Annotated in this window: 21 protein-coding genes and 1 pseudogene; 12 read left to right on the top strand and 10 right to left on the bottom strand. The window is 58.4% G+C overall.

What is annotated here, in order from left to right; all coding sequences use genetic code 11:
* Positions 1–125: 125 nt before the first annotated feature.
* From V6582_RS17450 to V6582_RS17440, 3 genes are all read left to right on the top strand, one after another.
* The gene (locus tag V6582_RS17450) at positions 126–839 is read left to right on the top strand and encodes an AzlC family ABC transporter permease (protein WP_156632572.1); all 714 of its coding nucleotides are present in this window, start codon (positions 126–128) and stop codon (positions 837–839) included.
* Positions 839–1144, top strand: a complete 306-nt coding sequence (locus V6582_RS17445) for an AzlD family protein (protein ID WP_060717914.1) — start codon at positions 839–841, stop codon at positions 1142–1144. Before V6582_RS17450 ends, V6582_RS17445 begins: the two co-directional genes overlap by 1 nt.
* A gap of 233 nt (positions 1145–1377) precedes the next feature.
* Positions 1378–1578 carry a hypothetical protein gene (locus V6582_RS17440; RefSeq protein ID WP_156632573.1) on the top strand — a complete coding sequence of 67 codons (201 nt, stop codon included), beginning with the start codon at positions 1378–1380 and terminating at the stop codon, positions 1576–1578.
* A gap of 177 nt (positions 1579–1755) precedes the next feature.
* Here the strand turns inward: V6582_RS17440 and V6582_RS17435 are convergent, their stop codons facing one another.
* Positions 1756–3603, bottom strand: coding sequence for an aminopeptidase P family protein (locus tag V6582_RS17435; protein ID WP_156632574.1), 1848 nt, complete (start codon positions 3601–3603; stop codon positions 1756–1758).
* Between the two features lie 270 nt (positions 3604–3873).
* Between V6582_RS17435 and V6582_RS17430 the strand changes: the two genes are divergently transcribed.
* Entirely contained in the window at positions 3874–4038 is a 165-nt protein-coding gene (locus tag V6582_RS17430) for a hypothetical protein (RefSeq protein WP_156540976.1), read from the top strand.
* A gap of 319 nt (positions 4039–4357) precedes the next feature.
* On the opposite strand, the gene V6582_RS17425 is transcribed toward V6582_RS17430, so the two are convergent.
* Positions 4358–5230, bottom strand: a complete 873-nt coding sequence (locus tag V6582_RS17425) for a 50S ribosomal protein L11 methyltransferase (RefSeq protein ID WP_337739305.1) — start codon at positions 5228–5230, stop codon at positions 4358–4360.
* Between the two features lie 128 nt (positions 5231–5358).
* The gene (locus tag V6582_RS17420; protein WP_156632575.1) at positions 5359–5958 is read right to left on the bottom strand and encodes an SCO family protein; all 600 of its coding nucleotides are present in this window, start codon (positions 5956–5958) and stop codon (positions 5359–5361) included.
* A 493-nt stretch (positions 5959–6451) separates the two neighbouring features.
* On the opposite strand from V6582_RS17420, the gene V6582_RS17415 reads away from it, so the two are divergent.
* The 3 genes from V6582_RS17415 (at position 6452) to V6582_RS17405 (ending at position 9583) form a co-directional block, all read left to right on the top strand.
* Complete coding sequence (locus tag V6582_RS17415; protein WP_156632576.1) at positions 6452–8458, top strand: methyl-accepting chemotaxis protein; 2007 nt, start codon at positions 6452–6454, stop codon at positions 8456–8458.
* 3 nt (positions 8459–8461) lie between these two features.
* Positions 8462–8926 (top strand): chemotaxis protein CheW, encoded by a 465-nt coding sequence (locus V6582_RS17410; protein ID WP_015916481.1) that lies wholly within the window; start codon positions 8462–8464, stop codon positions 8924–8926.
* A gap of 315 nt (positions 8927–9241) precedes the next feature.
* Positions 9242–9583, top strand: coding sequence for a hypothetical protein (locus V6582_RS17405; RefSeq protein ID WP_156632577.1), 342 nt, complete (start codon positions 9242–9244; stop codon positions 9581–9583).
* Positions 9584–10119: 536 nt separating this feature from the next.
* On the opposite strand, the gene V6582_RS17400 is transcribed toward V6582_RS17405, so the two are convergent.
* Positions 10120–10608: a CreA family protein gene (locus V6582_RS17400; RefSeq protein ID WP_156632578.1), complete on the bottom strand. Its 489-nt coding sequence runs from the start codon at positions 10606–10608 to the stop codon at positions 10120–10122.
* An 83-nt stretch (positions 10609–10691) separates the two neighbouring features.
* On the bottom strand, positions 10692–11315 hold the full coding sequence (locus tag V6582_RS17395) for a 3'-5' exonuclease (protein WP_156632579.1): 624 nt from the start codon (positions 11313–11315) through the stop codon (positions 10692–10694).
* A 52-nt stretch (positions 11316–11367) separates the two neighbouring features.
* Between V6582_RS17395 and V6582_RS17390 the strand changes: the two genes are divergently transcribed.
* Complete coding sequence (locus tag V6582_RS17390; protein WP_156632580.1) at positions 11368–12006, top strand: alpha/beta hydrolase; 639 nt, start codon at positions 11368–11370, stop codon at positions 12004–12006.
* 55 nt (positions 12007–12061) lie between these two features.
* On the opposite strand, the gene V6582_RS17385 is transcribed toward V6582_RS17390, so the two are convergent.
* Positions 12062–13891, bottom strand: coding sequence for a methyl-accepting chemotaxis protein (locus V6582_RS17385; RefSeq protein ID WP_156632581.1), 1830 nt, complete (start codon positions 13889–13891; stop codon positions 12062–12064).
* A 473-nt stretch (positions 13892–14364) separates the two neighbouring features.
* Here V6582_RS17385 and V6582_RS17380 point away from each other — a divergent pair.
* The 3 genes and pseudogenes from V6582_RS17380 (at position 14365) to V6582_RS17370 (ending at position 19365) form a co-directional block, all read left to right on the top strand.
* Positions 14365–14896 (top strand): annotated as a pseudogene (locus tag V6582_RS17380) (GNAT family N-acetyltransferase).
* A 174-nt stretch (positions 14897–15070) separates the two neighbouring features.
* Positions 15071–17152 (top strand): DEAD/DEAH box helicase, encoded by a 2082-nt coding sequence (locus V6582_RS17375; protein WP_156632582.1) that lies wholly within the window; start codon positions 15071–15073, stop codon positions 17150–17152.
* 362 nt (positions 17153–17514) lie between these two features.
* Positions 17515–19365, top strand: a complete 1851-nt coding sequence (locus V6582_RS17370) for a flavin monoamine oxidase family protein (protein ID WP_156632583.1) — start codon at positions 17515–17517, stop codon at positions 19363–19365.
* Positions 19366–19409: 44 nt separating this feature from the next.
* On the opposite strand, the gene V6582_RS17365 is transcribed toward V6582_RS17370, so the two are convergent.
* Positions 19410–19925: a type VI secretion system amidase immunity protein Tai4 gene (locus V6582_RS17365; RefSeq protein ID WP_197434413.1), complete on the bottom strand. Its 516-nt coding sequence runs from the start codon at positions 19923–19925 to the stop codon at positions 19410–19412.
* A gap of 160 nt (positions 19926–20085) precedes the next feature.
* Between V6582_RS17365 and V6582_RS17360 the strand changes: the two genes are divergently transcribed.
* Positions 20086–21027 carry a bifunctional helix-turn-helix transcriptional regulator/GNAT family N-acetyltransferase gene (locus tag V6582_RS17360; RefSeq protein ID WP_156632584.1) on the top strand — a complete coding sequence of 314 codons (942 nt, stop codon included), beginning with the start codon at positions 20086–20088 and terminating at the stop codon, positions 21025–21027.
* Between the two features lie 108 nt (positions 21028–21135).
* Here V6582_RS17360 and V6582_RS17355 read toward each other — a convergent pair whose 3' ends face one another.
* From V6582_RS17355 to V6582_RS17345, 3 genes are all read right to left on the bottom strand, one after another.
* A complete protein-coding gene (locus tag V6582_RS17355; protein ID WP_156632585.1) occupies positions 21136–21474 on the bottom strand; it encodes a hypothetical protein in 339 nt (112 codons plus the stop codon).
* Between the two features lie 246 nt (positions 21475–21720).
* Positions 21721–23880, bottom strand: coding sequence for an NAD-dependent DNA ligase LigA (gene ligA / locus V6582_RS17350; protein ID WP_156632586.1), 2160 nt, complete (start codon positions 23878–23880; stop codon positions 21721–21723).
* A 61-nt stretch (positions 23881–23941) separates the two neighbouring features.
* A complete protein-coding gene (locus V6582_RS17345) occupies positions 23942–24769 on the bottom strand; it encodes an endonuclease/exonuclease/phosphatase family protein (RefSeq protein ID WP_349508893.1) in 828 nt (275 codons plus the stop codon).
* Between the last annotated feature and the right edge of the window lie 39 nt (positions 24770–24808).

Raw genomic sequence — 24808 nt, 5'->3', positions numbered from 1 at the left:
CATATGCCCAGTTAGAGCATTTCCGCGTTTCATAGAAACGCATAAATACTCTAACTGTTTGTTTCAACACATTTCCAGACGCAAAACCGCTAGGCACTTTGCTGGAAATGCTCTAGGAAAAGACGATGTCAGACTTTACCGATGGCGCGCGCCAAAGCGTTCCCATCACCCTTTCCACATTGCCCTTCGCCGCCTTGTTTGGTGCAGTCGCTGCAGCCCATGGCCAATCGGTGGCTGAAGCGACACTGATGAGCGCGACGATTTTTGCAGGCGCCAGTCAATTGGTCGGTATCGATCTGTTTGGCAATGACGTTCCGGCCTGGCTGATCGTGCTCTCGGTGTTTGCCGTCAATTTCCGCCATATCCTCTATTCGGCGGCCATTGGCCCTTATTTCCAACGGCTGAGCGGAATGCAAAAGGCCGTCGCCTTCTTCTTCATGACCGATCCGCAATTTGCCGAAACCGTCAAACATTCCGAAAATGGCAAATCCGTTTCCTTCGGCTGGTATATGGGCTTTGCGCTGGCCATCTATCTTCCCTGGGTCGGATTTTCGGCGATTGGCGCATTGTTCAGCAGCCTGATCGGTGATCCGAAAGCGATCGGCCTCGACGTGTTGCTGCCCGTCTATTTCATGGGCAGCGTACTTGGCTTTCGCAAGCGCCCCAACTTCCTGATCGTGGTGGCCGTCAGCGCAGTGGCCGCGGTTGTCGCCATGCATGCCGTTGGCTCACCCTGGCATGTCAGCCTCGGCGCACTGGCGGGCATTGTTACCGCAGCCCTGCTGCCGCCGAAGGCGCAGACCGCCACCCTTGAGGATCGACCGGAGGCGGTACAATGATGGATCTAGACCCCTCTATGGTGGCGATCATTCTGGCCGCCGCCCTTGCCACCTACCTTACCCGCGCCGGCGGCTATCTGGTGATCAGCCGTTTCAAGACCTTGCCACCCAGGGTCGATGCGGCGCTGAACGCCGTTCCTGCCGCCGTGCTGACCACGCTGGTCGCCCCGGCCTTTTACGCAGGTGGGATGGAGGTGAAATTCGCCATGTTGCTTGGTCTCGTCGTTGGCCTGCGCTTTTCACTGATCCCCATGCTGTTGACCGGTTGGGGCGCCGCCGTGCTGATCCGCCAGTTCATGGCTTGATAGCGATCCGCTTCACCCTGCGGCAATCACCTCGCCAAAGCCTCTGAAACTGGGGCGAGGCTTGTTTTACAGTTAGTATCTCTTATTCAGCTATATTTAATATAAATAACCTATGGTAGAACTCCGTCGTCGCAACCGCTTGCCTTGCCGATTCGTCTCGTAACCACGTGAGGGCAATCTAATTGATGGCGCCATGCGGCAAAAAGGCGGAATGCATTGAGAGGGTTTTTTAAATGGGTCATCAACGTCATCGACTGGAACTGATTGCCGGCGGCAAGGAACCGGCAGCGAACGCCCATTCCATCCATCAGATTGCCGAGGACCTGCAAAAGCTGATCAAAGCGTCGGAAGCGGCTCGTTGCGAGATGTTGAGCTATCTGCTGGAAGTGGCGCTGGATGAGGCCATCCGCGAAAGCGAAGAAAGAGGGCGCTAATCACCCTCCTTCCACCTCTATCGTTTTTCAAAACGAACATGCCCAAAGCGAAGATGCCTATGCATCCTCGCTTTTTTACCTAAAGCGCCGTGCGCCCTCTATGGCGCACAAAGGTTCGCTGTAGCTCTTTATATTTGCTACATAATCTTCTCTTTAAACCGATTTCGGTTTAAAGAATTATGCAGTAGCAGACCGCGCCAATGGCTCGGTTGCCCGGATCAGCCAGTTTCGGGCATCGTCTCCCTCTACCAGCGGCAAAAGCTGCTCTCGCGTGCGGGCATGGTAATCGTCCAGCCAGCGCAGTTCCTCACGGGTCAGCATGTCCTCAACGATCAGGTAGCGATCGATAGGCGCAAAGGTCAGCGTCTCGAAGCTCATCATATCCAGGTCGCCGCCGTTCACCGGCTCCAGATCACGCACATAGACCAGGTTTTCGATCCGAATGCCGAAATGGCCCGGCCGATAGTAGCCAGGCTCGTTGGAGAGAATCATGCCTGGCAGCAATTCCTGGGTGGAGAGCCGGGAAATACGTTGCGGTCCCTCATGCACCGACAGAAACGAGCCGACGCCGTGGCCTGTGCCGTGAGCGAAATCCGCCCCGGCCTTCCACAGGTTGATGCGCGCCAGCGGATCGAGATCGCAGCCGCGCGTCCCCTTCGGAAAGCGCGCCGTGCTGATGGCGATCATGCCCTTCAACACCAGCGTAAAAAAGCGTTTTTGATCGTCCGGCACTGCGCCGACGGCAAGCGTGCGGGTTATGTCCGTGGTGCCGTTGACATATTGGGCGCCTGAATCGACCAGGAACATTTCTCCTGCCCGGATTGGCCGGTCGCTTTCCGTCGTCACGCGGTAATGCATGATAGCGGCATGTTCGCCTGCGCCTGCAATCGTATCGAAGGATACATCCTTCAGCGGGTTCTGCATCCGCTCGCCCACCTTGGCGCGGATGGTTTCCAATGCCCGCGTCGCACTGATCTCCGTCGCGCTGCCCGCCGGTTGCCGGTCGAGCCAGCTGAGGAATTCGACCACGGCCACGCCGTCCTGCACATGGGCGACGGCAGAGCCGTTCAGCTCAACGAGGTTTTTCACCGCCCGCCCCAGCTTGGCCGGATCGCCGCCATCCACCACCTTGCCGCCCCGGCTGGACACCAGACGCGCCAGTGCCGCTGGCGAGAGATCCGGGTCCATCAGAATGCGGGCACCGGTCTGCGCCAGCATTGCCAATTGCAAAACGAAATTCTGCGGATCAAGCCGGGTGGCAAGACCATCGAGATAGGTCTCGACCTCAAGATTCGTCTTGCGCCGGTCCAGAAACAGCTCGGCCTTGCCATCGGCGTGGATGATTGCGCGCGACAACGGATGCGGCGTGTGAGGCACATCCTGGCCACGAATATTGAAGATCCAGGCCACCGACGATGGATCGGTGATCACCACCGCCGCTGCGTCTTTTGCTGCGAGACCATCGGCGATTTTAGCGACCTTCTCCCCTGCCTCGACCCCGGCGGCTGAGATCGGCTGGATCGACACAGCGCCCAGCGGCTCGGCAGGACGGTCAGTCCAGACCGCATCGAGCGGATTTTCATCGACCAGCACCAGCGTGCCACCGATCTCGTTCAGCGCCTTTTCCAGCCGCGACACCTGCGCCACCGTATGCATCCATGGATCGATGCCCAGCCGGAAGCCCTTCGGCGCATGGGCCGGAATCCACTTGGCCGGAGGCTCATCGATCAGGTCGCCCGGCGTGAATACGTCGAGATCCACCTGCTGGCGCACCTGCGTGACATAGCGGCCATCGACAAAGACCACGGCCTGGCTCTGCGTTACCAGAACTTCGCCCGCCGAGCCGGTAAAGCCGGTCAGCCAGGACAAGCGTTCGGCTGAAGCGGGCACGTATTCACCCTGATATTCATCGGCCCGCGGGATCAGAAAACCATCGATACCCAGCCCCGAAAACCGGTCGCGCAGCGCCGCGACGCGGTCGCGACCGAATTGAGGAGTAGAGGTAACGTCAAAACTTTGGAACATGAGACCTGTCCGACACTGTCAAAAACTGCTGCCAACCTATAACAGCGGCGCCGAAATGACACCCTTTCCATCAACTTTGCCCCGCTTTTCGCCCTGCCCCGTCCGCCCGGGGCAGATTGTGACGGTTTTTTGACCACAAAGAGTCTGACAGCATCATAATCGATGCGCTGAGCGCATGGCTCCCATGCCAGCAAAACGCTGTCGCAAATCAGCTAAACCGATTAGAAGCACCGCAACGCAACATGCTAAACAAAACCGAAGAGACATCCGATGACCAGCCCGATCCGCACCTCTGCTCCGACCCGCGCCATGCCGCTCGGCCGTCAGATTGGCCGCAACGGTCTGACCGGCGCCTCTTCCCTTTCGCGTGACATTCTGGCCGGCGAAACTCGCACCGGCACCGTCCGCAACGGCTCGGTTCGCGCTGCGATCTAATATCATCCTTGAAATGGCCTATGCGACGCCACCGCTGTGGAGGCGTGTCTAGCGGCCATTTCACCTATCGAACACAGTCCCGGCTACGGGACCCGCTTGAGCCTCTCCTCCCAGGGTTCGCGGGTTGATCAGGGAAACCTGATCTAGAAAAGGCGGCATGGCGGTGCCGCCTTTTTTGTTTTTTGTGAAAAGCGACATTTCTGAAAACGCCAGTTTGATGACACAAGTCTGATGGCTATTGGCCAGCTCAAGCCATGCGCGCTATTCACTGCTGCACCGCACACAATCGTCGTAAGCTGAAAACCTATTTCAGGTGGGCCTATTGCAGGTGAATGGTGACCCAGCCATTGCGCCAGATGGTGCGCACATGCTTCACCCCCGCGCCATTATAGGCGGCGATCACTTTCCAGCGTTGCGATGCCAGAATGCCGGAGAGGATGACGGAACCGCCCGGAGCCAGATGAGTGACGAGCTGCGGCGCCATCTTCATCAGCGGACGGGCAAGAATATTGGCAATGATCAGGTCGAAAGGCCCGAATTCACCAAAAGCCGTTGAATGGAAGCCCGGCGCGGTGCGCCATTCGATGCCGTTGGGGACGCCGTTGCGCGTGCCGTTTTCCTTGGCCACCCGCACCGCGATGGGGTCGATATCTGTTGCCAGCACCGGAACATTCACCAGCTTGCGCACAGCAATGGCCAGAACGCCGCTGCCGGTGCCCAGATCCAGCGCATTGCGGGGCTTGCGGGCGCGCACCACGCTATCGATCATTTCCAGGCAACCGGCCGTCGTGCCATGGTGGCCGGTGCCGAAGGCCTGACCGGCATCGATCTCGATGGCCAGATCATGGGGCCGCACCTTGTCGCGGTCATGGGACCCATGCACCAGAAACCGCCCTGCCCGGACAGGCGTCAGGCCTTCCAGCGATTTGGCGATCCAGTCGATATCGGGGATGACTTCACGCTCGACCGGCAGATCCGGAAATTCCTCGACCAGCGCCGTCTTCACCCGCGCAAGTATATCATCTTCCTCATCGAACATAAGGTAGATCGATGTTTCCCAGATATCGCGTTTTTCATCGACCTCCGTAGTAGCAATCGCATAATCTTCTTCGCCAAACTCCAGGCTCAGGAGGTCGAGAATGTGATTGGCCTGCACTTCGGTGGTGCTGGTGAAAAAACGAAGTTCGCTCACGGTCGATATTCCCTATGGGGCGGGCTGATTGAACGCCCACGTTCCTGCCGCTTCCGGTACAATGCCTGACGCGCCGTTGCAACATCAAAGCGGGAAAGGCATGGCATCCGCCGCTCATACGCGGGCGATCAGCCCTTCATCAGCTTTTGCAGCTTCTGGACGGCGGTTTCGGGGTTTTCGCCATAGGCAATCGTGCCTTTGAACCGGCCCTCGGCATCCAGGAGAAACACCGAGGCCGTATGGTCCATGGTGTAATCGCCATTCGGATTGGCCTCATCCACCGGCACTTTCTTGGCATAGACACGGAAGCCCTTGACCATCTCCATGACCTTGTCGGGCGCGCCGGTAATGCCGGTGATCCGGTCCGAAACATTTGAAACATAGGTATTGAGGATCTCGGTCGTATCGCGCTCGGGATCGACGGTCACGAAATAGGCATTCAGATGGCCGCCCTGCGGATCGACCTGTTTCAGCCAGCCATCCAGCTCGAACAGGGTGGTTGGGCAAACTTCGGGGCAATGGGTGAAGCCGAAGAACACCGCGCTCGGCTTGCCGCGCAGCACCTGCTCGCTGACCGCCTGTCCCCGCTGGTCGACCAGCTGGAATGGCACACCATAGGCCGCCTCGCCCACCGTACGGCTCGATTGGCCGATCTCAAGCGTCAGATAACCCAGCAAAGCTGCCGAGGCCGCCACCAATATCCAAAGCCCGATCCGCAGTCTCTTCATCGCTTCACTCAATATTTCCAAAGCCCGGCAGCTGTTTGACCGTCGCAGGCGCCGCCCGGTCCACGCTCTTCCATACAAGCCGAGGGATAGGCAAGGCAAATCAAACAAACCGCAAAGCTGAAAAATCCGATGCCGCACCCCCGAGACATATCGTCGCCCGCAACCGTCCTGCGGGCTTATGGCGATGACCCAACCGAGGGTGTTGTGTGGCTCGGGATAGAATTAAATCATCAATCGGGAATAGTATTAGTAGAAGCTTAATAGTCTTGAGAGACAGTCAACCTGCATGTCGGCCTTACGCCGTCAGGACATGATGTCCTTGGAGGATTGCTGCAAAGATCGCCGACCGGCAAAGGGCTGGACGTGAAAGATGCGGCGGTTTCAGCAATGACAGCAGCCCTTCCTTGGCGGAGAGCGCAGTCCTTCTAAACTCCTCACAGCATGTTCCATAGGACCGACCCGGTCACGTCAACTGAGCCATGCGGGGATATTCATGAGCAACGCAATTTCCGGCCGAAGCCTTTCCGTCGGCCAGCGCCTGATGACCTTGGGCGGTGCTGCCACCTGCGCCATCGCGGCCATGCTGGCCGTCGGCTATTATGAGAGCAGCCGGTTGGATCAATCGTTGCACCGGGCGGTAGAACTCAAGAACAAGCTGGAAACGGTCAACGAATTGCGGCTCGCCAATGGCGAAATTACCCTTGCGGCCATGGATACGATCATCGACCGTGACGAAGGCAAGGTACAGCCGGATCGTCAGGAAATTTTCGACAAGGCTGGCCTGGCGCTTACCAATGGATCTGCCATCGTAAAACAGGTGGCTGCTGATGTCGGTCTATCGGCAAACGTTGCAAGCTATGACAGCGATGTTCAGAAAATCCGCCAGGAAGTCACCGTGGAACTGAAGAAACTGGTGGAAACCCAGGCGCCGGACGAAGCCTATGCGCGGATCGACGATGTCATCGATGGCGCTGGCGGTAAGCTGAGCGACACCCTGGCCGATCTTTCAGCCGCCGCGGGCAAACTGGTCGAAAGCCGCGTGGCCGAGGCAACCGAGGCGTCCAAAAGCGCCATCACCATGCAGATTACCATCGGACTGATTGCATTTTTTCTGGTTCTCGGATTGCAGATCATTCACGCCCGCTCGGTTGTCAGCGGCATCCGCAATGTTCGCACCAGCCTCAAGGATATTATCGAGGGCAATTACGACCGCGAAATCCTCGGCTTGGAGCGCGGCGATGAAATCGGCGACATTGCCCGATCCGCTGATATTTTCCGTCAGGCAGTCATCGACAAACGCACGCTGGAAGCCGAGGCTGAAGATAGCCGAAAGAGCCGCGAAACCGAGATGCGCGAGAGCGAGGCCGCAGCGGCGGCCGAGCGCGACCGGATGAAAGCCGCCGTCGATGCCTTGGGCAAGGGCCTGAACCGACTGGCCGAAGGCGATTTGCAGGCAGCGGTCGATGAAGCTTTCCCGCAGGAAGTCGAACGCCTGCGCACCGATTTCAACCTGGTCACCACCCATCTGCGCAATGTCATGGGCGAGATCTCCATCAATTCCAGCTCCATCCAGGCCAATGCCAATCAGATGCGCTCCGCCGCCGACGATCTGGCCCGCCGCACCGAACAGCAGGCCGCATCGCTGGAAGAGACGTCAGCAGCACTGGCTGAGATTACCGAAACGGTCCGCACCAGCACGCAGCGCGCTGAAGATGCCAGCCACATGGTCGATAATGCCAAGACCTATGCCGAACAGTCCGGTGCCGTCGTCTCCGACGCCATGGCTGCCATGGAACGGATTGAAAGCGCCACAGGCGAAATCGGCAAGATCATCAACGTCGTCGACGAGATCGCCTTCCAGACCAACCTGCTGGCGCTGAATGCCGGTGTCGAAGCAGCCCGCGCTGGCGAGGCCGGCAAGGGATTTGCTGTCGTCGCACAGGAAGTCCGTGCCCTGGCAGGCCGGGCCGCCGACGCCGCCCGCACCATCAAGGATCTGGTCACGAAATCCAACGACGAAGTGCGCACCGGCGTAGAGCTTGTGACCGCAACCGGCGAGGCTTTGCATAAAATAGGCGAAGATGTGCTGCGAATTAACGATCACGTTAAGTCGATTGTAACCTCGGCGCGCGAACAATCAGTTGGCCTGAGTGAAATCAATTCCGCCGTCGGACAGATGGACCAGGTCACGCAGCAAAATGCCGCCATGGTCGAACAGACCAATGCGGCAAGTCATACACTTGCCAGCGATGCAGACAATCTTGGACAGCTCGTCGGGCAATTCAAGATTGGCGGCGCAGGTGAGACGCGGCCAGGATCACACCAGGCGCGACCGACATCAAGCAGACCTGAGCCGGCAAGACCGACCTCAGCACCGACACAGTCACCCGCAAAGCAGCTCATGAGCAAGGTTGCGGGGGCTTTCACCAAAGGCAGCGGCTCCGCGCCAGCCCGTGCAACGGCAGCCGCCCCATCAACCGACCACTGGGAAGAGTTCTAAACCATGTCCAATGCCATCAAGCAGTCCGGCGCCTACCTCGAAATCGTCTCCTTCCATCTTGGCGATCAGGAATTCTGTATCGACATCATGGCAATCCGTGAAATTCGCGGTTGGGCGCCCGTCACCCCGATGCCCCATACTCCTCCATACGTCCTGGGCCTGATCAACCTGCGCGGCGCCGTCATCCCGGTCATCGACATGGCCTGCCGGCTCGGCATGAGCATGACGGAACCTTCCGAGCGCTCGGCCATCATCGTCACCGACATCGCCGGCAAGCTGGTCGGCCTGTTGGTAGAACAGGTCTCCGACATGATGACCATTCGCGGTGAAGACTTGCAGCCTGCCCCGGAAATCATCCCGGAAATGCAGCGCGCCTTCTGCCGCGGCATCGTGGCGCTGGAAAAATCCATGGTCTGCTTCCTCAACCTCGACACGGTTATTGCCGACGAGCTGGCCAACGCCGCCTGATCGGGCCAAATGGCTGGTCGGCCGAGTGTAAAGCCGGTTGAGCAGCCTAAGAAACAAGAAACCGCTGGTTCGGACGTGATGGCACCGAACCGGTGGTTTCGTGCGTTTAAAATTGTGATGGTGTGAGGGCTGAAATTGCCGCTATCGGCTCTCTATATGACTTAAGAGGTCGGCACGCTGTTCGCAGTCATGAAACGCGGGGTTCCGCCGCAAAACGGCCTTGGAGTTTTGCGCGACATGGCTTGTTTGTGCATATCGTGATCGCAAAACCGCTGCACACTTTGCGACCACGATATGCCAGTATGGAGAATGATGATGAAAAAGCAGATTTCGGCACTTCTAATCGCAGCGAGCCTGGCGATAGGCTTTACATTGCCAGCAATGGCGGGCGAGCTTACCCTCCCCGACATCCTGTTCGGCAAGCGCTATAATGACGGTGTATCGGTGGAGCGTATCTACCAGCATCCGCCCGGCCACGGCAATGATCTGCCGCTTCTGGTCCGCTATCCCTCGCGCCAGATGATCGAGACGTCGCAGGCCGAAGTCAATGGCAGCCCCGCGTTGCGCGAGGCGATGAAGGTTCGGGGCATTTTGGTGAAAAACGTCATCTGGGTGCAGACCGCCGCCAATGGCGGCAAGGTCGTCTACGTCAAGTAGGTCAAACAAGGCTGGCACACCGGGACGCCAGACAGACTGGCAAACCTGTCTGTCCAGCTGGAGCATACAGCTCAGAGCTCACATTAAAAAACGTGGACCTGATTTTCGGGGAAGACAACCGAGAGCAAAACAATCGAGAGCCTGTCTGGCTCGATCTGGGCCAGACAGGCTCTCGGATATAGAAGTCCACCCCGGTGGCATGGAGGCGACTTTCAACATCTCCAGACTGGTGATCCCAGGAGAAGGATCAACGGCCTTGGTAGACAAGCGGTAGACCACGAGCTTCATAACAATCGTCACGTTTTCGCAAGCGCCCTCAAGCCGGTAACGGCTCAAGAAACAGACGATCCGCAGACAAAAAAGTGTTACAACAAACCCATGACGCTGCAACTCCCCAGCGCCCCCGCTGGACAGCAATCTGCACCATATGGGCTCGCCAATAAAGCCGCGAAGCGCCCGAATTTGCTACCCGCTTGGCAGGAATTCTGACCTTTTTTGGTATTTGCCTTGGCATTCGTCAAAGGCAAGCCACACAATCAGGGCTTGCCATTCTTCCAGGTTACGCTCTGGTTGAACAGCGGCACGGTCGAAATCGCCATTTTGGCGGAGCCATCCACCACCTGCCGGGAGTGGATGAGATAGACCAGCGTGTCATTGTCCTTGTCGTAAATGCGGTTGACGACCAGCGTCTTCCAGATCAGCGACCGGCCCTGGCGAAACACTTCCTCGCCACCTTTCGACAGATTGATATCGCCGATCTCGATCGGCCCGGTCTGGCGGCAGGCGATGGAATTGTTGGAGGGGTCCTCGAACCAATTGCCCTTATGCAGCCGGTCAATCAGCGAACGGTCGAAATAGGTGACATGGCAGGTAATGCCTTTCACCTGCGGATCGGCCACCGCCTCGACCACGATATCGTTGCCCACCCAGTCGACACCGACCTTGCCGACCACATCGGCCATGGCAGGCGCACCAAAAAGTCCGGCGAAAGCCGCAGCCAGCAGCAGCTTGGGTGATTTGAACATAACAGCCTCCGAGAAATACTCAGTCAGAGATATGCTTTCGCCATCACGTTACAAGATGCGCGGCAATGCCATGCCAAAAACCGTCAAGCAGAAATCCGTGCGGGTTTGCGCACCGAGCAGGACTGATACCCGCCCGGAAACAGTCGTCCGATGGAAAGACCCATCATGCCAGCAAGCTCGCCCAGGTGCTGCGCGCCCCGGCGCTCCATCATCGCGATCACGGCTTGTGCGCAAACCGACGCATCTTCAGCTGCATTGTGATGCCGGAAGGACAATTGCAGATGTGCCGCCAACACATTCAACCGATGGGAGGGCAGATGCGGCCAGACCTTCTGCGCCAGCTTGACGCTGCACACGTAAGACAGACTTGGATAGGGCTGGCGATAGAGATCCGAACATGCCCGCCACACGGACAGATCGAAGGCGGCATTATGCGCCACCACCATCGCGCCAGCGAAATCATCGGCGAACTCGTCCATCACCTCAGGAAATTCGCCCGCATCCTCGACATGATCAGGCCTGATCCCGTGAATGGCGATGTTGAAGGAGGAAAACCGCATGGTCTTCGGCCGGATCAGCCGCTCCTCCACCCGCACCACCTGACCGTTCTCGACAAAGGCCAGCCCAACCGAACAGGCGCTGCCCCGCTCTTCATTGGCGGTCTCGAAATCGATTGCGATGATTTTGGGCTGCAATGGCGTTGACATCGATCCCCTTTATGGTGCGAGGGCGATTCGAGCAATGTGAGGAGGGACGAACATGTCGAAAATCTCCGGATTCCACTGCGAAATAGATGGACCGAATGAAACCGGCAGCCCAATCGTCATGCTGCATGGCAGCGGCCAGGATGAAACATGCTGGGGAGACATTCCGGCACGCATCGGCCCCGGCTCGCCCATCGTCCGTGTGCGCGGCAATATCATCTGGGAAGGCAAATACGCATTTTTCCGGCGCAATCCGGACAGAACGCTGGATCTGGCCGACCTCACGCGCTCCGCCAGCGAAATCAGCTTGCTGCTCGAAAGCCTGACGCAACGGTTCGCCGGGCGAAAGCCGATCCTGATCGGATATTCGAACGGCGCAATTCTCTCCGCAGCCGTTCTTCGCGATTTTCCGGATTTGATCGAGGGCGCCATCCTGCTGCGGGGTTTATCACCGGCTCCGGCTTCACCCTTTCCTCGGTCCGTGACCTGTCCGGTGCTGGTCATATCAGGCGAAACCGACAGCCGTCGCACCCCGCAGGACGGAGCAATCCTCGCGTCGCAACTCGTGGCGGCCGGGGCACCGACCTCCTATCATCTTCTGCCCTGCGGCCACGGCTGGAACCCGCAGGAACGGGATCTGGCCTTGCAGGACTGGCTATGTCAGGTGACGAGACGCACCGTGTCCGGTTCCTGATCGGAGCTGACACGCAAGAGACAAGGATGGGACAACCAAGCGAGCGGACCGCCTATCATGCCGCCCGATCACGCCGCCCCGTCGTGACCCCACCTTGCCTGTCAGCCAGAAGAAAGCGGTCGACGAGCTTTTTCAAACCTTCGGCACTGTCGCTCATCGTGTGGGCTGTGCCGCTACAGGCATTGGCCAGATCTGCATTTTCATGGGTCATCTGATCCATTTGCCGGACCATGTCGGTCATGTCCTTGAGGCTGGCGGATTGTGATGCGGAACTATCGGCTATCGCCTCAATGCCGACGGCGATCCCCGTGATCCGGTTCTGGATTTCGCTTAAGGATTGCCCGGTCCGCCGAACCAGTTCAACACCCTGCGTAACCTCCGCGCTGGAGGTCGATATCAAGGCGTCAATTTCCTTGGCAGCATTGGCAGAGCGCTGCGCCAGATCGCGGACCTCTTGCGCCACGACGGCAAAGCCCTTGCCCGCTTCTCCGGCCCGGGCTGCCTCCACGCCGGCATTCAATGCCAGCAGATTGGTCTGGAAGGCAATTTCATCGATAACGCCGGTGATTGAAGCAATCTTGCCTGAGGCATCCTCGATCCGAGACATAGCCGCCACCGCCTGCTGCACCACGGTGGCCGAACGTTCCACGGCACCACGCACCTCAATCGTCTGGCCTTTGGTTTCGGCACTCCGCGACGAATTGACATCCACATTGCCGCTGATCTGGCTGATCGCCGCAGCGGCTTGCTTCAGGGCCACAGACTGGCTTTCGGTTCTCTCGGCAATCGAGGATACCTGGTTGTAGAGATCAGCGGAGTTGGCTTTCACATATTCCACCTTGCCCAGGATATCCGCGACGGTCGCCTGGAACAGTCCGAGAGACTTGTTGAGATTGAGCCGGAGCGGTTCGAAATCATCGGCAAAGGAATGATCGAGCGTCATGCGCAGATCGAATTGCGCCAGCCGCTCCAACGCCGCGCCGAGATCGTCTACGACCTGCTTGAGCGCCTTGGCCTGCACAGCCTGCTCTGCCAATCGCTCCGTCCCCTGTTGCAGGTCGGCTTCGGCGCGCATCCGTTCGGCTTCGCGCATCCGCCGCCGCTCGATAGCGGCTTCGCGCAGCACGGCACCGGCTCTCGCCATTTTTCCGACTTCGTCATGCCGGTTCAGGAACGGTACAGTCAGATCGAAATTCCCCTCCGCAAGCACCGTCATGAACCGCTGGAAGTCCTGCATCGGCCCGATGGCGGAGCGGCGGAAAGCATAGAGACCGACGCAGAGAACGAGGATGGAAACCGCCGTCGCCGTGCCGGCAAGCACCTGCCAGGTCATGGATTTAGACGCTGCCTCGCGTTCCACGGTCTGCAGATCTTCATTGGAGGCCTGCACCAGCTTTTCTACCGCAGCCTTCTGCGCCAGAAAGAGCGTGCGCAGCTTGACCAGACTTTGCCCGGCATCGGCAGCGCGATCCGCTTTCAAGGCCGGGAGCAGAACGGTTTCCACTTCCCGCCAAAAGATGGCGCTCGCGGGTTCCACCTCATTGCGCAGCAGATTGTCCAGTTCCTTCGGCAGCGTCACGCCGTGCCAGAACGCAATACGCGTGTCAAAGCTTACCCGCAGCCGCGCCAGTTCCTCGGCGTTGGCCTGAAGCCTTTGCGGCTCGGCGCCCGCATCCACTGCCGCCACATAGGCCTCGATGACGAAAAGCGGCGGCGGCAGGATATCGGCGATCATGTCCTTGGCATACACAATCCGCTCATAGACCGGCCCATTCACTTTAAGTGTCACCAAGGCATAAAACATAATGCCACTGGACAGTAAAAGCCCGAGAAACAGGCTGGCTCCGAAAAGCGCAAGGCTGCGGGAAAGGCTCAATCGTGCCATGCTGTCTTACTCCATCAATAGCCAAGCGAGGACATTTGCCGTCTGTGCAATCTGGATGATTGAGCGGATGCGAACGCTAATATACCCGTCAATTTTCGAGAAGAGCTATTTAAATATTGCTAATAAATGTGTCGTTTAAATTGTAGATCGAAGAGAAAAACGTCTTTTCGTATCGATGCCTCCGGATGTCTTGACATGCGTCATGTCGTGCGGGACAATCCATGGCATGATCGCAAATCGCTCGACCCATCTGATGACCGTCCACACCACCGTTCCGCAGGGAACGTGGGGCCGTCGTCACATCGTTACGATGTAAAAGCGATCATCCCACAAACCCTGCCGAGTAGAGCAGGGTTTTGAAAGCGCCGCTGCTCCCTCGCCTCACCTGGAGATCAGCCGTGCCGGACAATGCCTCTCTTGCGCCACCCGCCTCGCCCGTTGCTGCAAATGCTTCTTTTGCCGCAAACGCCCTTGTGACAGCAAATGCCCCTGTGGCCAAAAATGCAAGCTGGCCGGATGGATTACTCATTCGCGCCCAATCCCCTGATGATGCCGTCGGCATTGCCGCCCTGCAAAGCCTGCCCGGTGTGCGCGCCGATACGCTGCGCCTACCCTACCCAGTAGAACAGGATGTCCGCAAATATATCGAAAACCGCCAGTCAAACGGCGTATCGCTAGTCGCTGTTATGGATGGTATCGTGGTTGGCAATGCCGGTTTCATGCAGGGCCAAGGTCGCCGCAGCCACACAGCCAGTCTCGGCATCGGCGTTCACGATGCCTATCAGGGGCGTGGAATTGGCCGGGCGCTGGTGGGCGAGCTGGTGGCGATTGCCGAGGACTGGATGGACATTCGTCGCCTGGAACTGACGGTCTTTACCGACAATGCCGCCGCCATCGCTCTTTATGAGCGCCTCGGCTTTATCCGTGAAGGCACCCCACCGCGCTTTTGCTTTCCGCGCAGGCGTCTTTGTCGATGCCTATGCGATGGCCCGGGTGCGCGTTTGAAACGGCGGATGATGGGGGCATGATCTGCCCCTCTTCACCATTTCACCCCTTTTTCCACCGTCCCCCTGTACTTTCCGTGGTTTGGAGGGTAGGAACAGCCCAAACATGCCCGCAATCGGCGGGCGTCGTGCTTTTTGCGCGACCTGAAGACAGACATTTCGAGAGATGACCCCCATGACTGATTATGACGGCATCGTCCCGGCGATTGCCGAGGCCTTGCGCAAACGTGGTTATGCCACCCTCACCCCCGTTCAGCAGGCGATGATCGATACCGATCTCGAAGGCCGGGATGCGCTGGTTTCGGCTCAGACCGGCTCCGGCAAGACGGTGGCTTTCGGCCTGGCGCTGGCCCCAACCCTGCTGGGTAGCGAGAACCGTTTCGGTCGGGCCGTCAAGCCTTTGGCGCTTTGCATTGCGCCAACCCGCGAGCTGGCCTTGCAGGTGCAGCGCGAGCTGGAATGGCTCTATGAAAACACTGGCGCGATTTTCGCTACCTGTGTTGGCGGCATGGACATCCGCAATGAGCGCCGGGCGCTGGAACGTGGCGCGCATATCATCGTCGGCACGCCGGGCCGCTTGCGCGACCACATTACCCGCCGCGCCCTCGACCTCTCCGGCCTGCGCGCCGTGGTGATGGACGAGGCCGATGAAATGCTCGATCTCGGCTTCCGCGAGGATCTGGAATTCATCCTGAAGGAATCGCCGGACGAGCGCCGCACCCTGATGTTCTCGGCCACCGTGCCGCGCTCCATCGCCGATCTGGCCCGCAGCTATCAGCGCGATGCCAAGCGTATCGAGACTGTTTCCGAACAGAAACAGCATATCGATATTGAATACCGCGCCATGCTGACCGTGCCTGCCGACAAGGAAAACGCGATCATCAACGCGCTGCGCTTTTATGAAGCCCGCAACGCCATCGTGTTCTGTTCCACGCGCGCCAATGTCAACCATCTGACGGCCCGCCTGCACAATCGCGGCTTTTCCGTCGTGGCCCTGTCTGGCGAGCTTTCGCAGAGCGAGCGCACCCATGCGCTGCAAGCCATGCGCGATGGCCGCGCCCGTGTGTGCGTCGCCACCGACGTTGCGGCCCGCGGCATCGACCTGCCCGGTCTGGAGCTTGTCATCCATGCCGATCTACCAACCAATTCCGAAACCTTGCTGCACCGCTCGGGCCGCACAGGCCGCGCCGGTAACAAGGGCGTCTCGGCGCTGATCGTGCCGATGAGTCAGCGCCGCAAGGCTGAACGTATTCTGGGCGGCGCCAATGTACAGCCCGCCTGGGTCAAGCCGCCCTCCGCCGATGAAGTGATTGCCCGTGACGATGAGCGCCTGCTGGCCGATCCGGTGTTCAGCGAGGCGATCAGCGAGGAAGAATCCACCACCATCGCCCGGTTGCTGGAAGCCCACGGTGCCGACAAGATCGCTGCCGCCTATCTGCGCGCCTACCGCAGCACCCGGTCCGCTCCGGAAGACCTGATGGAGGTCAAGATCCAGGCGGAGCGTCCCCGCCGCGAGAATGACACCTATGAGCCCAACACCCCGCCGCGCCCACGCAGCGAGTTTGGCCCCAGCGTCTGGTTCTCGCTGTCGGTCGGTCGCCGCCAGAGCGCCGAGCCGCGCTGGCTGATCCCGATGCTATGCCGCAACGGCAATATCACCAAGAACGAAATCGGCGCGATCAAGATGCAGCCGGAAGAGACCTTCGTGGAAATTGCCCAGGCCAATCTCGACCAGTTCCTGACGGCTCTTGGCCCCAACAAGACGCTGGAACGCGGCATTATCGTCAAGCAATTGCCCGGCATGCCTGATTTCTCTGCCCCGCCGAAGGAACGTGCTGCCCGTCCGCCACGCGATGACAGCGACTTTGCCGAACGCAAGCCGCGCGCCGCCCAAGGCGACAAGAAGCCCTATGCCGCCAAGGCCGAAGCCACCGAGCGCCGCCCCTACAAGGACGATCTGGCCAAGGCCGATGACGATGTCTGGGGCAACCCCAAGCCTGCGTCTTCCTTCAAGAAAAAATCCAATGCCGCTGGCGACACCCGCAGCTGGGACAAGCCCAAGGCCGATTGGGCGGGCAAGCCTAGAGGTGACAAACCAGCTTATGCGGGCAAGAGCGACAAGCCTGCCTATGCAGGCAAGGGCGAGAAGCCCGCTTATGCAGGCAAGGGCGACAAGCCCGCTTATGCAGGGAAGCCAAAGGGCAAGTTCGAAGGCCCGGCTGGCGGCGCCAAGAAAAGCTTCAAGCCGAAAGGCTGATGAGTACCAGCCATTTTGATAGGTCAGCAGCCCGGAAATCAGACATGATTTCCGGGCTGCTGCGTTGACGGCTGGTTTTTCGAGAACCGCACACAAGTGCGAGATAAGATATTACAACCAAAAATAGTCCATCCTTTCCGTCCATCAAGAGTTGACGGGGAATTTCAGACACCTCATGATTACCGCCGGAGGTTGCAATCTTGTGCTGCTTGCTTGACGCAGAGCGCAGGAGAACCCTCGAAATTTCTCAGAAAATCTCATTCTCCTTTCCATGAAGGAAGGGGCTCTTTTTCCGATCGAGCCGACCTTGAATCATGACGTTCCCGGCCGCTCGCCAACCTCTCTTCAATGACAGGATTGCGATGTCTTACTCGATTTCCCGCCGCACGTTGCTGCGCGGCATGACAGCACTGGCCGGTTCTTTTGCGGCTCCGTCTCTCGTCACCGGTTTCAGTAACGCCCAGGCGGCCTACCGGACCAGCAAGCCCAATCTGCCGACCGGTTTCGGCAAAGGCAAAAGCGTCGCCATCCTCGGCGCGGGCGTTGCCGGGTTAACGGCTGCCTTGACGCTGGCCCGAAGCGGCTTTTCCGTTCAGGTCTTCGAGGCCGACAACCGCTATGGCGGCCGCAGCCTGACCGTTCGGCCGACGAACGAGCACTACAAGAGCTGGTGGTTCAAGAACTATCCCGGCACCCAGGAGTTTTCCGAGATGTATGTGGACCGCTATCAGGAGACAGCAGACAGTCCGGCACCTGACCTGCAAATTTGCCAGTTCATGGACGATGCCTGGGCCGCGAAGAAATATGCGGGCAAGCCTGTCGAGCTCTACCTGAATGCGGGTCCGGGCCGCATTCCCTCCAACCATGTCAATCTGATCGCTCTATGCCAGGAAATTGGGGTGTCGCTGGAGCCTTACTTCTTCCAGTCGATGTCCAACCTGATGCAAAGCAAGGATTTCAACAACGGCGTGCCGGTATCCTTCGCCCAGGCCACATTCAGCCTCTATAGTGAAATGGCGGCGATGATGTACAAGGTGACGAAAGAAGGCGTGCTTTTGCAGGGCGATACCAATGCCGTGACCCGCGAAAAGCTCAAGGATCTCTACCGTGTTTTCGGCGACCTGACAGGCACCGGCGAGATCCAGACAACGACCCGCGTCGGCTTCAGCCATCTGCCCGGCGGCTGGCGCGATGCGCCAAAGACGCGGGACGCCATCGGGCTCGAAAAAATCCTCGATTCGGGCTTCGTTGGCGATCCCACGGCCAATCCGGAATTGACGCCCGGCTCCTTCCTGTTCAACAGTTTCAACACGGACTGGCAGCCAAGTTTGATGCAGCCGGTTGGCGGCATGGACCGGATCTGGCAACAATTGCTGCTTCAGGATGTTCCGACCACGGCCGTATGGAAAAAGGGCAGCAAACCTCGCCACCCCAAAGTCGGCCATCTGGTGATGCTCAAGACCAAAGCGTCGAAGATCGCCTCCGCTGGTGAAAAAGTGGTCGTGACCTTTGAAACGGCTGGCCGGAAAGCCGAACAGGCCCAGTTCGATTTCTGCATTTCCACCATGGCGCCCTCGCTGCTCAACACCATCATTGGCGATTATCCGGTCCCGCCCGACTTTCGCAAAGGCCTCGAAGCCTTTTCCAAGACCGGCAACTGGAATGATAAGACCCCCAATCTCTGGACGCCCGCCATCAAGGTCGGTTGGCAGGGCAAAGATCGTTTCTGGGAAACCGACAGTGAAATCTATGGTGGTATTTCCTGGACAACGGATATTATCGGCCAGATCTGGTACCCTTCCGAGGATTTCACCGCCCATACCGGCGTGCTGACCGGCGCCTATAACCGTGGACCGCTGGCGGTAGACTACGCAAAGCTGAACAATACCCAGCGCGTTGAAACAGCCCGCAAGGGGCTTGGCCTGCTGCATCCGGGAAAGACCGACCAGGTCTATCGCGGCATCTCCATTGCCTGGCAATATATGCCACATCAGGTCGGCGGCTGGGCTTCGGATACGGCAACGACAGACAACGAAGCCTATCAGCAGATCACCACCTTCGAGAAGAACGGCCGCTTCTTTTGCGCGGGCGATACCTGGAGCTACCTGCCCGGCTGGCAGGAAGGCTCCGTCACCTCAGCCTATTGCGCCGTCAACGCCATCGCCCGGACCATGGACCCGGCCAAATACAGCGACTGCGCCTGCTTCCAATAAAACGATGGCCGCCGGGACCATGTTCCCGGCGGCCTTTCATTCGCTCAATCACCTTTTGATTGATTATCCTGCCGATAAGTATGGTTGGGCTTCGCAACATATTTTTTCGCCTGATCGGTCAATTCCTTGCTGTGATACAGATCGAGGCACTTCAAGAAATCGAATTTCACACCTTTGACTTCCGATTCAGCGAGTGGGTTGCTGTAATTTTTGGTCAGGAATTTTTCGATCAAAGCCTTCATGTCATCAGGGCTTTTGTCCATATCGTAATATGTCCAGTCCCTCAGCGCGCTCACACTGCTCCCCGCGTCGGCCGATGCGCCCTTATCCTCTTTATAGGCATTGGAAATGCAGGTGGCCAAAACCATGTCCTTGTAATTCTGAAGATAGGTGCGACCAGCCGCTTGGGACCCGTTACCAACACCCAAATCCTTGGCCATCGCGACCTCGGAATTAATACAAAGACTGGCCAAGCCTATAAGAAGCAACCGGTGCATCATTGCAAACTGTTCCATTAAAAAGCGTTGCATGGCCCTGCGCGTCGCTCCAACCGGCCCCATATCTAAGTTCAGAAATTTTACAATAATGTCGCAATCGAGATAAGGCGACAAAATTTAAGGGCAATCGTCTATTCCGGAATTAAAATTTCCAAAGCAAAAATGCTTGCGGCAAACAGCACATGCCAATAAAGTTGCACCATGCAACTAACATGGAACTGGTATGATGCAAGACCATTCATACGTCGAAGCTATTCGCGCCTCATCGCGCCAACTGGTTCGTGAACTCGGCTTTATGGGAGGAGATTTTGCTGGAACTGATCTTCCTCCGTCAGCCGTGCATGCCTTGATAGAGATTGATGCGTGTCCTGATATCACCGCCCGCGACCTTGGGCATAGTCTTCGCCTTGAGAAATCAAGCGTCAGCCGAATGCTCCGCAGGCTCATTTCATCGGGCGATCTGTTGGAAGAGGTGGATAAGGACGATTCTCGAATCAAGCGGCTGCGCTTGAGCGAGAGCGGGCTGAAACGAACCGAAACCATTCATGCGTTTGCGCGTCATCAGGTTTCAAATGCTCTGGACCGATTGAGACCCAACGACAATCGCAGAGTTCTTGACGGGCTTCGCCTGTATGTTCAGGCTCTTGCCAATCGGGGCGACGCGACCGCACCCGAAATTGAAATTGTCCAAGGCTACAGACCGGGTCTCATTGCCCGCATCACGCAGATGCATGCGCTCTACTATGCGCGAATGGCAGGCTTCGGGCTCAATTTCGAATGCGTTGTCGCCACTGGCCTCGCTGATTTTTGCAATCGCCTGGGGAATTCGAAAAATTCCATCTGGCTGGCCATGCAAGCGGGTGAAATCGTCGGCTCCATCGCAATCGATGGCGAGGACCTGGGAGCCAAAACAGCCCATCTGCGATGGTTCATCATCGATGACGGCATGCGCGGCGGAGGCATCGGGGGTCAATTGCTCTCCGCTGCCCTCGCTTATGCGGATGAGAAAGGTTTTGAAGAAACGCATCTTTGGACGTTCAGCGGGCTGACGACGGCGCGGCATCTGTATGAAAGCCACGGTTTTGTTTGCGTCGAGGAACGCACCGGCAATCAGTGGGGAAGCGAAGTGCTGGAGCAGAAATTTGTTAGGCCCCGGCAGTGGTAGAGTCTGCCCGGTTCAATTTGAACCAGACAGACCCTGTGTCCTGGCAGAGCAGAAACCGGCTTTGCATCCGGATTTGGCTACTATCAAGGAGATAGATGGCTCCTCAACTCAGTTGGCGCTGAGCACAAACTGGCCAAGTTTGCAAAGATCGGCCTTGCTCATCAGGTCGTAATAGCCGGAATCCTGCTCCATCTCGCCCAGCACACCATATTTGCAGGTGCCATCGTTAGGGACGGAGACAACGCGGCTCTGGCCCTTGCCAACACTGTGGCCGTTCAAGACCTCCACCTTGCCGCCCTTGCCGTCCAGAGAACGGAAGGTCAATCGGACGATTGCCGACTGGGTCTTGTTGACGAACAGAAAACGATGGCTGCCGGAAGCCGCAGAAACAGTCGAGGCCATAGCAATAGCGGCCACGCCAAACACCAAACCTGTCAATAAACGCATAATGTCCCCACGATAAACATGCCGTGTAAAACCGTCGAGCGACGTTACAAGTCGGCATAACAGATCAAAACCTCAAGGCGCCCCGTCCCGATACCCCTCGGCGGAAGCAACCCTGGCACAGATTTTCTGTGTGCAATGAGAGACATGCACCCGGACAAGGGACATTGCAACAAGTCTGATCGAGCAATTTTGGGGCCTGTTCCAACACGGTAAATACCCAATCCCTGATAGCCGGGAGGATCAGTTTTACCCACCAATCAACGCCAGCCACTCATCCTCGGTCATGACAGTCACACCCACCTCACGGGCCTTGTCCAGCTTGGAGCCGGCACCAGGGCCAGCGACCAGATAATCGGTCTTTTTCGAAACTGATCCGGCCACCTTGGCGCCGAGGCTTTCGGCCCTGGCCTTGGCCTCATCACGGGTAAAGCGCTCCAGTGAACCGGTGAAGACCACTGTTTTTCCAGTCACGGGGCTATTGCTTGCCGTCACGGCTTCCGCATCCCGTGGAGTCACTTCCTTCAACAAGCGGGAGACAACTTCGAGATTGCGGGGTTCCTTGAAGAATTCAACCATGGAGGCGGCGACCACTTCGCCGATGCCATCGATGCTGTTCAACTCATTCCAAGCCTCGCCGAATTTCGGGGCGGCCTCCTGCATGGCCTCGGCAAACGCCGCGTAGGAGCCATAGGAGCGGGCCAGCAGCTTGGCAGTGGTTTCACCGACATGGCGGATGCCGAGCGCGAAAATGAAACGGTTTAGGGCAATCTCGCGGCGTGCATCGATGGCATCGAACAGTTTGCGCACGCTGACCCGGCCAAAACCGTCGATATTTTCAAGGCGAGTCAGCGACGAGGCTTCCTGCCTCTGCTTGAGCGTGAAAATATCCGGCGCGGTGCGGATCATCAGCGCTGGGTCTTCACTGTCGAAGAAGAAATCCACCTGTTTGGTACCCAGCCCTTCAATGTCGAAGGCATTGCGGGATACGAAATGCTTGATGTGCTCCTTGGCCTGCGCCGAGCAGACAAAGCCGCCCGTGCAACGGGTCACGGAATCCAGCTTGCCGGTCTTCTCGTTCTTTTCGCGCACCGCATGGCTGCCGCAAATCCGGCAGGTTTTCGGAAAATCGTATTTCACTGAGGTCTCAGGCCGCTTTTCCAGCACCACATCCAGCACCTGCGGAATAACGTCACCGGCCCGCTGGACGATCACCGTATCACCGATGCGAATGTCATGGCCTTCTTCTCGGATACGCTCGCCGCCATTGCCGATACCCTCGATATAATCGGCATTATGCAGGGTGGCATTGGTCACGACCACGCCACCGACGGTAATCGGCTCCAGCCGCGCCACCGGCGTCAACGCGCCGGTGCGGCCCACTTGGATGTCGATGGCTTCCACTTTGGTAAAGGCCTGTTCCGCCGGGAATTTATGGGCTGTCGCCCAGCGCGGCGAGCGTGACCGAAAACCGAGCCGGGCCTGCAAATCCAGCCGGTCGACCTTATAGACAACGCCATCGATATCGTAATCCAGATCGGCTCTTTGAAGGCCGATCTCACGGTAATGGGTGATGATCTCCTCGACAGAGGTCAAACGACGAGTAAGCGGATTAACTGGGAAGCCCCAGCGCTTAAAAGCCTCGACCATGCCCGATTGGGTCTCGGCAGGCATGGTGCTCATCTCGCCCCAGGCATAGGCGAAGAATTTCAGCTTACGGCTGGCGGTGACCTTCGGATCGAGCTGGCGCAGCGACCCGGCAGCCGTATTGCGCGGATTGACATAGGTTTGACGGCCCTCGGCCTCCATCTGGGCGTTCAGTGCCAGAAAGTCGCTTTTCGCCATATAGACCTCGCCGCGCACCTCCACCACATCAGGGGCATCAGCGGGCAATTCGGTCGGGATTTCCTTGATGGTCAGGATATTGGCGGTGACATTTTCGCCCGTCGTGCCATCGCCGCGCGTCGCCGCCGTCTTGAGTTTGCGGTTCTCATAGCGGATCGACATCGACAGGCCATCGATCTTCGGTTCGGCGGTAAAGGCAATGGAATTATCCGGCATCACGCCCAGAAAGCGATAAACCGAGGCCACAAAATCCGCCACATCCTCATCGGAAAACGTGTTGTCCAGCGACAGCATCGGCCTTGCGTGGGTGATCTGCGTGAAAATCCCGGCGGGGGCGGCGCCAACCCGCTGCGAGGGACTATCGCTGCGCACCAGCATCGGAAACCGGGCCTCGATGGCATCGTTGCGCCGCTTCAGCGCATCGTATTCGGCATCGGAAATTTCCGGCTGGTCGTTGCCGTGATAGAGCGCATCGTGATGGGCGATGGCAGCAGCCAGCCGGGTCAGTTCTTGCCCAGCCTGCTCTTCGCTGAGGTCTTCGACCGGGATCAATGCATCCACCATGACTGTCTCCTGAATATAGGCTTTGTCCGGTCTTAAATGAAAATTTCCAGATTAGAAGCTCTCATCCGACAGCTTCTACCGCCTTGTCCAGATCAATCCACGCTTTCAGCGGCAAGTGGTCGGAGGCGAGACGGGCCAGCGGACTATCATGCACCTGCATGTCGGCAATCAGGCCCGGGCGGTTGGTCATGATCCGGTCCAGCGCCAGAACCGGCAGCCGGGCCGGAAAGCTGGGGACCGGCGGTGGCAGCGGGCCAAACAGCGGCTCCAGCCGGGTCAGCGCCGAGCCCGGCCCGACCCGCCACTCGTTGAAATCCCCCATCAGCACGGTCGGACAATCGGCCCGCTCGCGCATCAGCTTCAGGATGAAATCCGCCTGCTGGCGGCGCGCCCAGCGCAACAGGCCAAGATGGGCGGCAATGATCCTGAGTTCACGCCCGCCGCTCAGTTCGATTTCCGCCACCACGGCGCCGCGCGGCTCCAAGCCCGGCAGCACGAAGGGATGCACATCCCGCACCACCCCTTCGCGAAACAGCAGTACATTGCCGCGCCAGCCATGGCTTTTCGTGAGGCCAGCGACCGGGACGCGGGTTAAGCCCGTTTCGCCTTGCAAGCGGGAAAGGTCGAGAAGCCCGTTGCGCTCGCCAAAACGCTGGTCCGCCTCCTGAAGCGCGATCACGTCAGGACCGATTTCGCGGATAACATGCGCAATCCGTTCCGGGTCGAACCGGCCATCGACGCCGACGCATTTGTGCACATTGTAGGAGGCCACCAAAAGCCCGGGCGTCTCCGCTTCCCGCCCACCCGCGGTGGACGTCAGGGGACGGCTGCGGCGATTGCGCAGCGAGGTCAACATTTGCGTTCGTAGCGAATGGGTTTGCTTTTTCATGCTCACTCAAAAAATAGGAGGCGGAAGGCCGATGTCCAC

Source organism: Agrobacterium vitis, assembly GCF_037039395.1.
GTDB lineage: Bacteria > Pseudomonadota > Alphaproteobacteria > Rhizobiales > Rhizobiaceae > Allorhizobium > Allorhizobium vitis_E.
The sequence above is the reverse complement of the archived record's forward strand: the minus strand, read 5'-3'. Positions and strand labels throughout refer to the sequence as shown.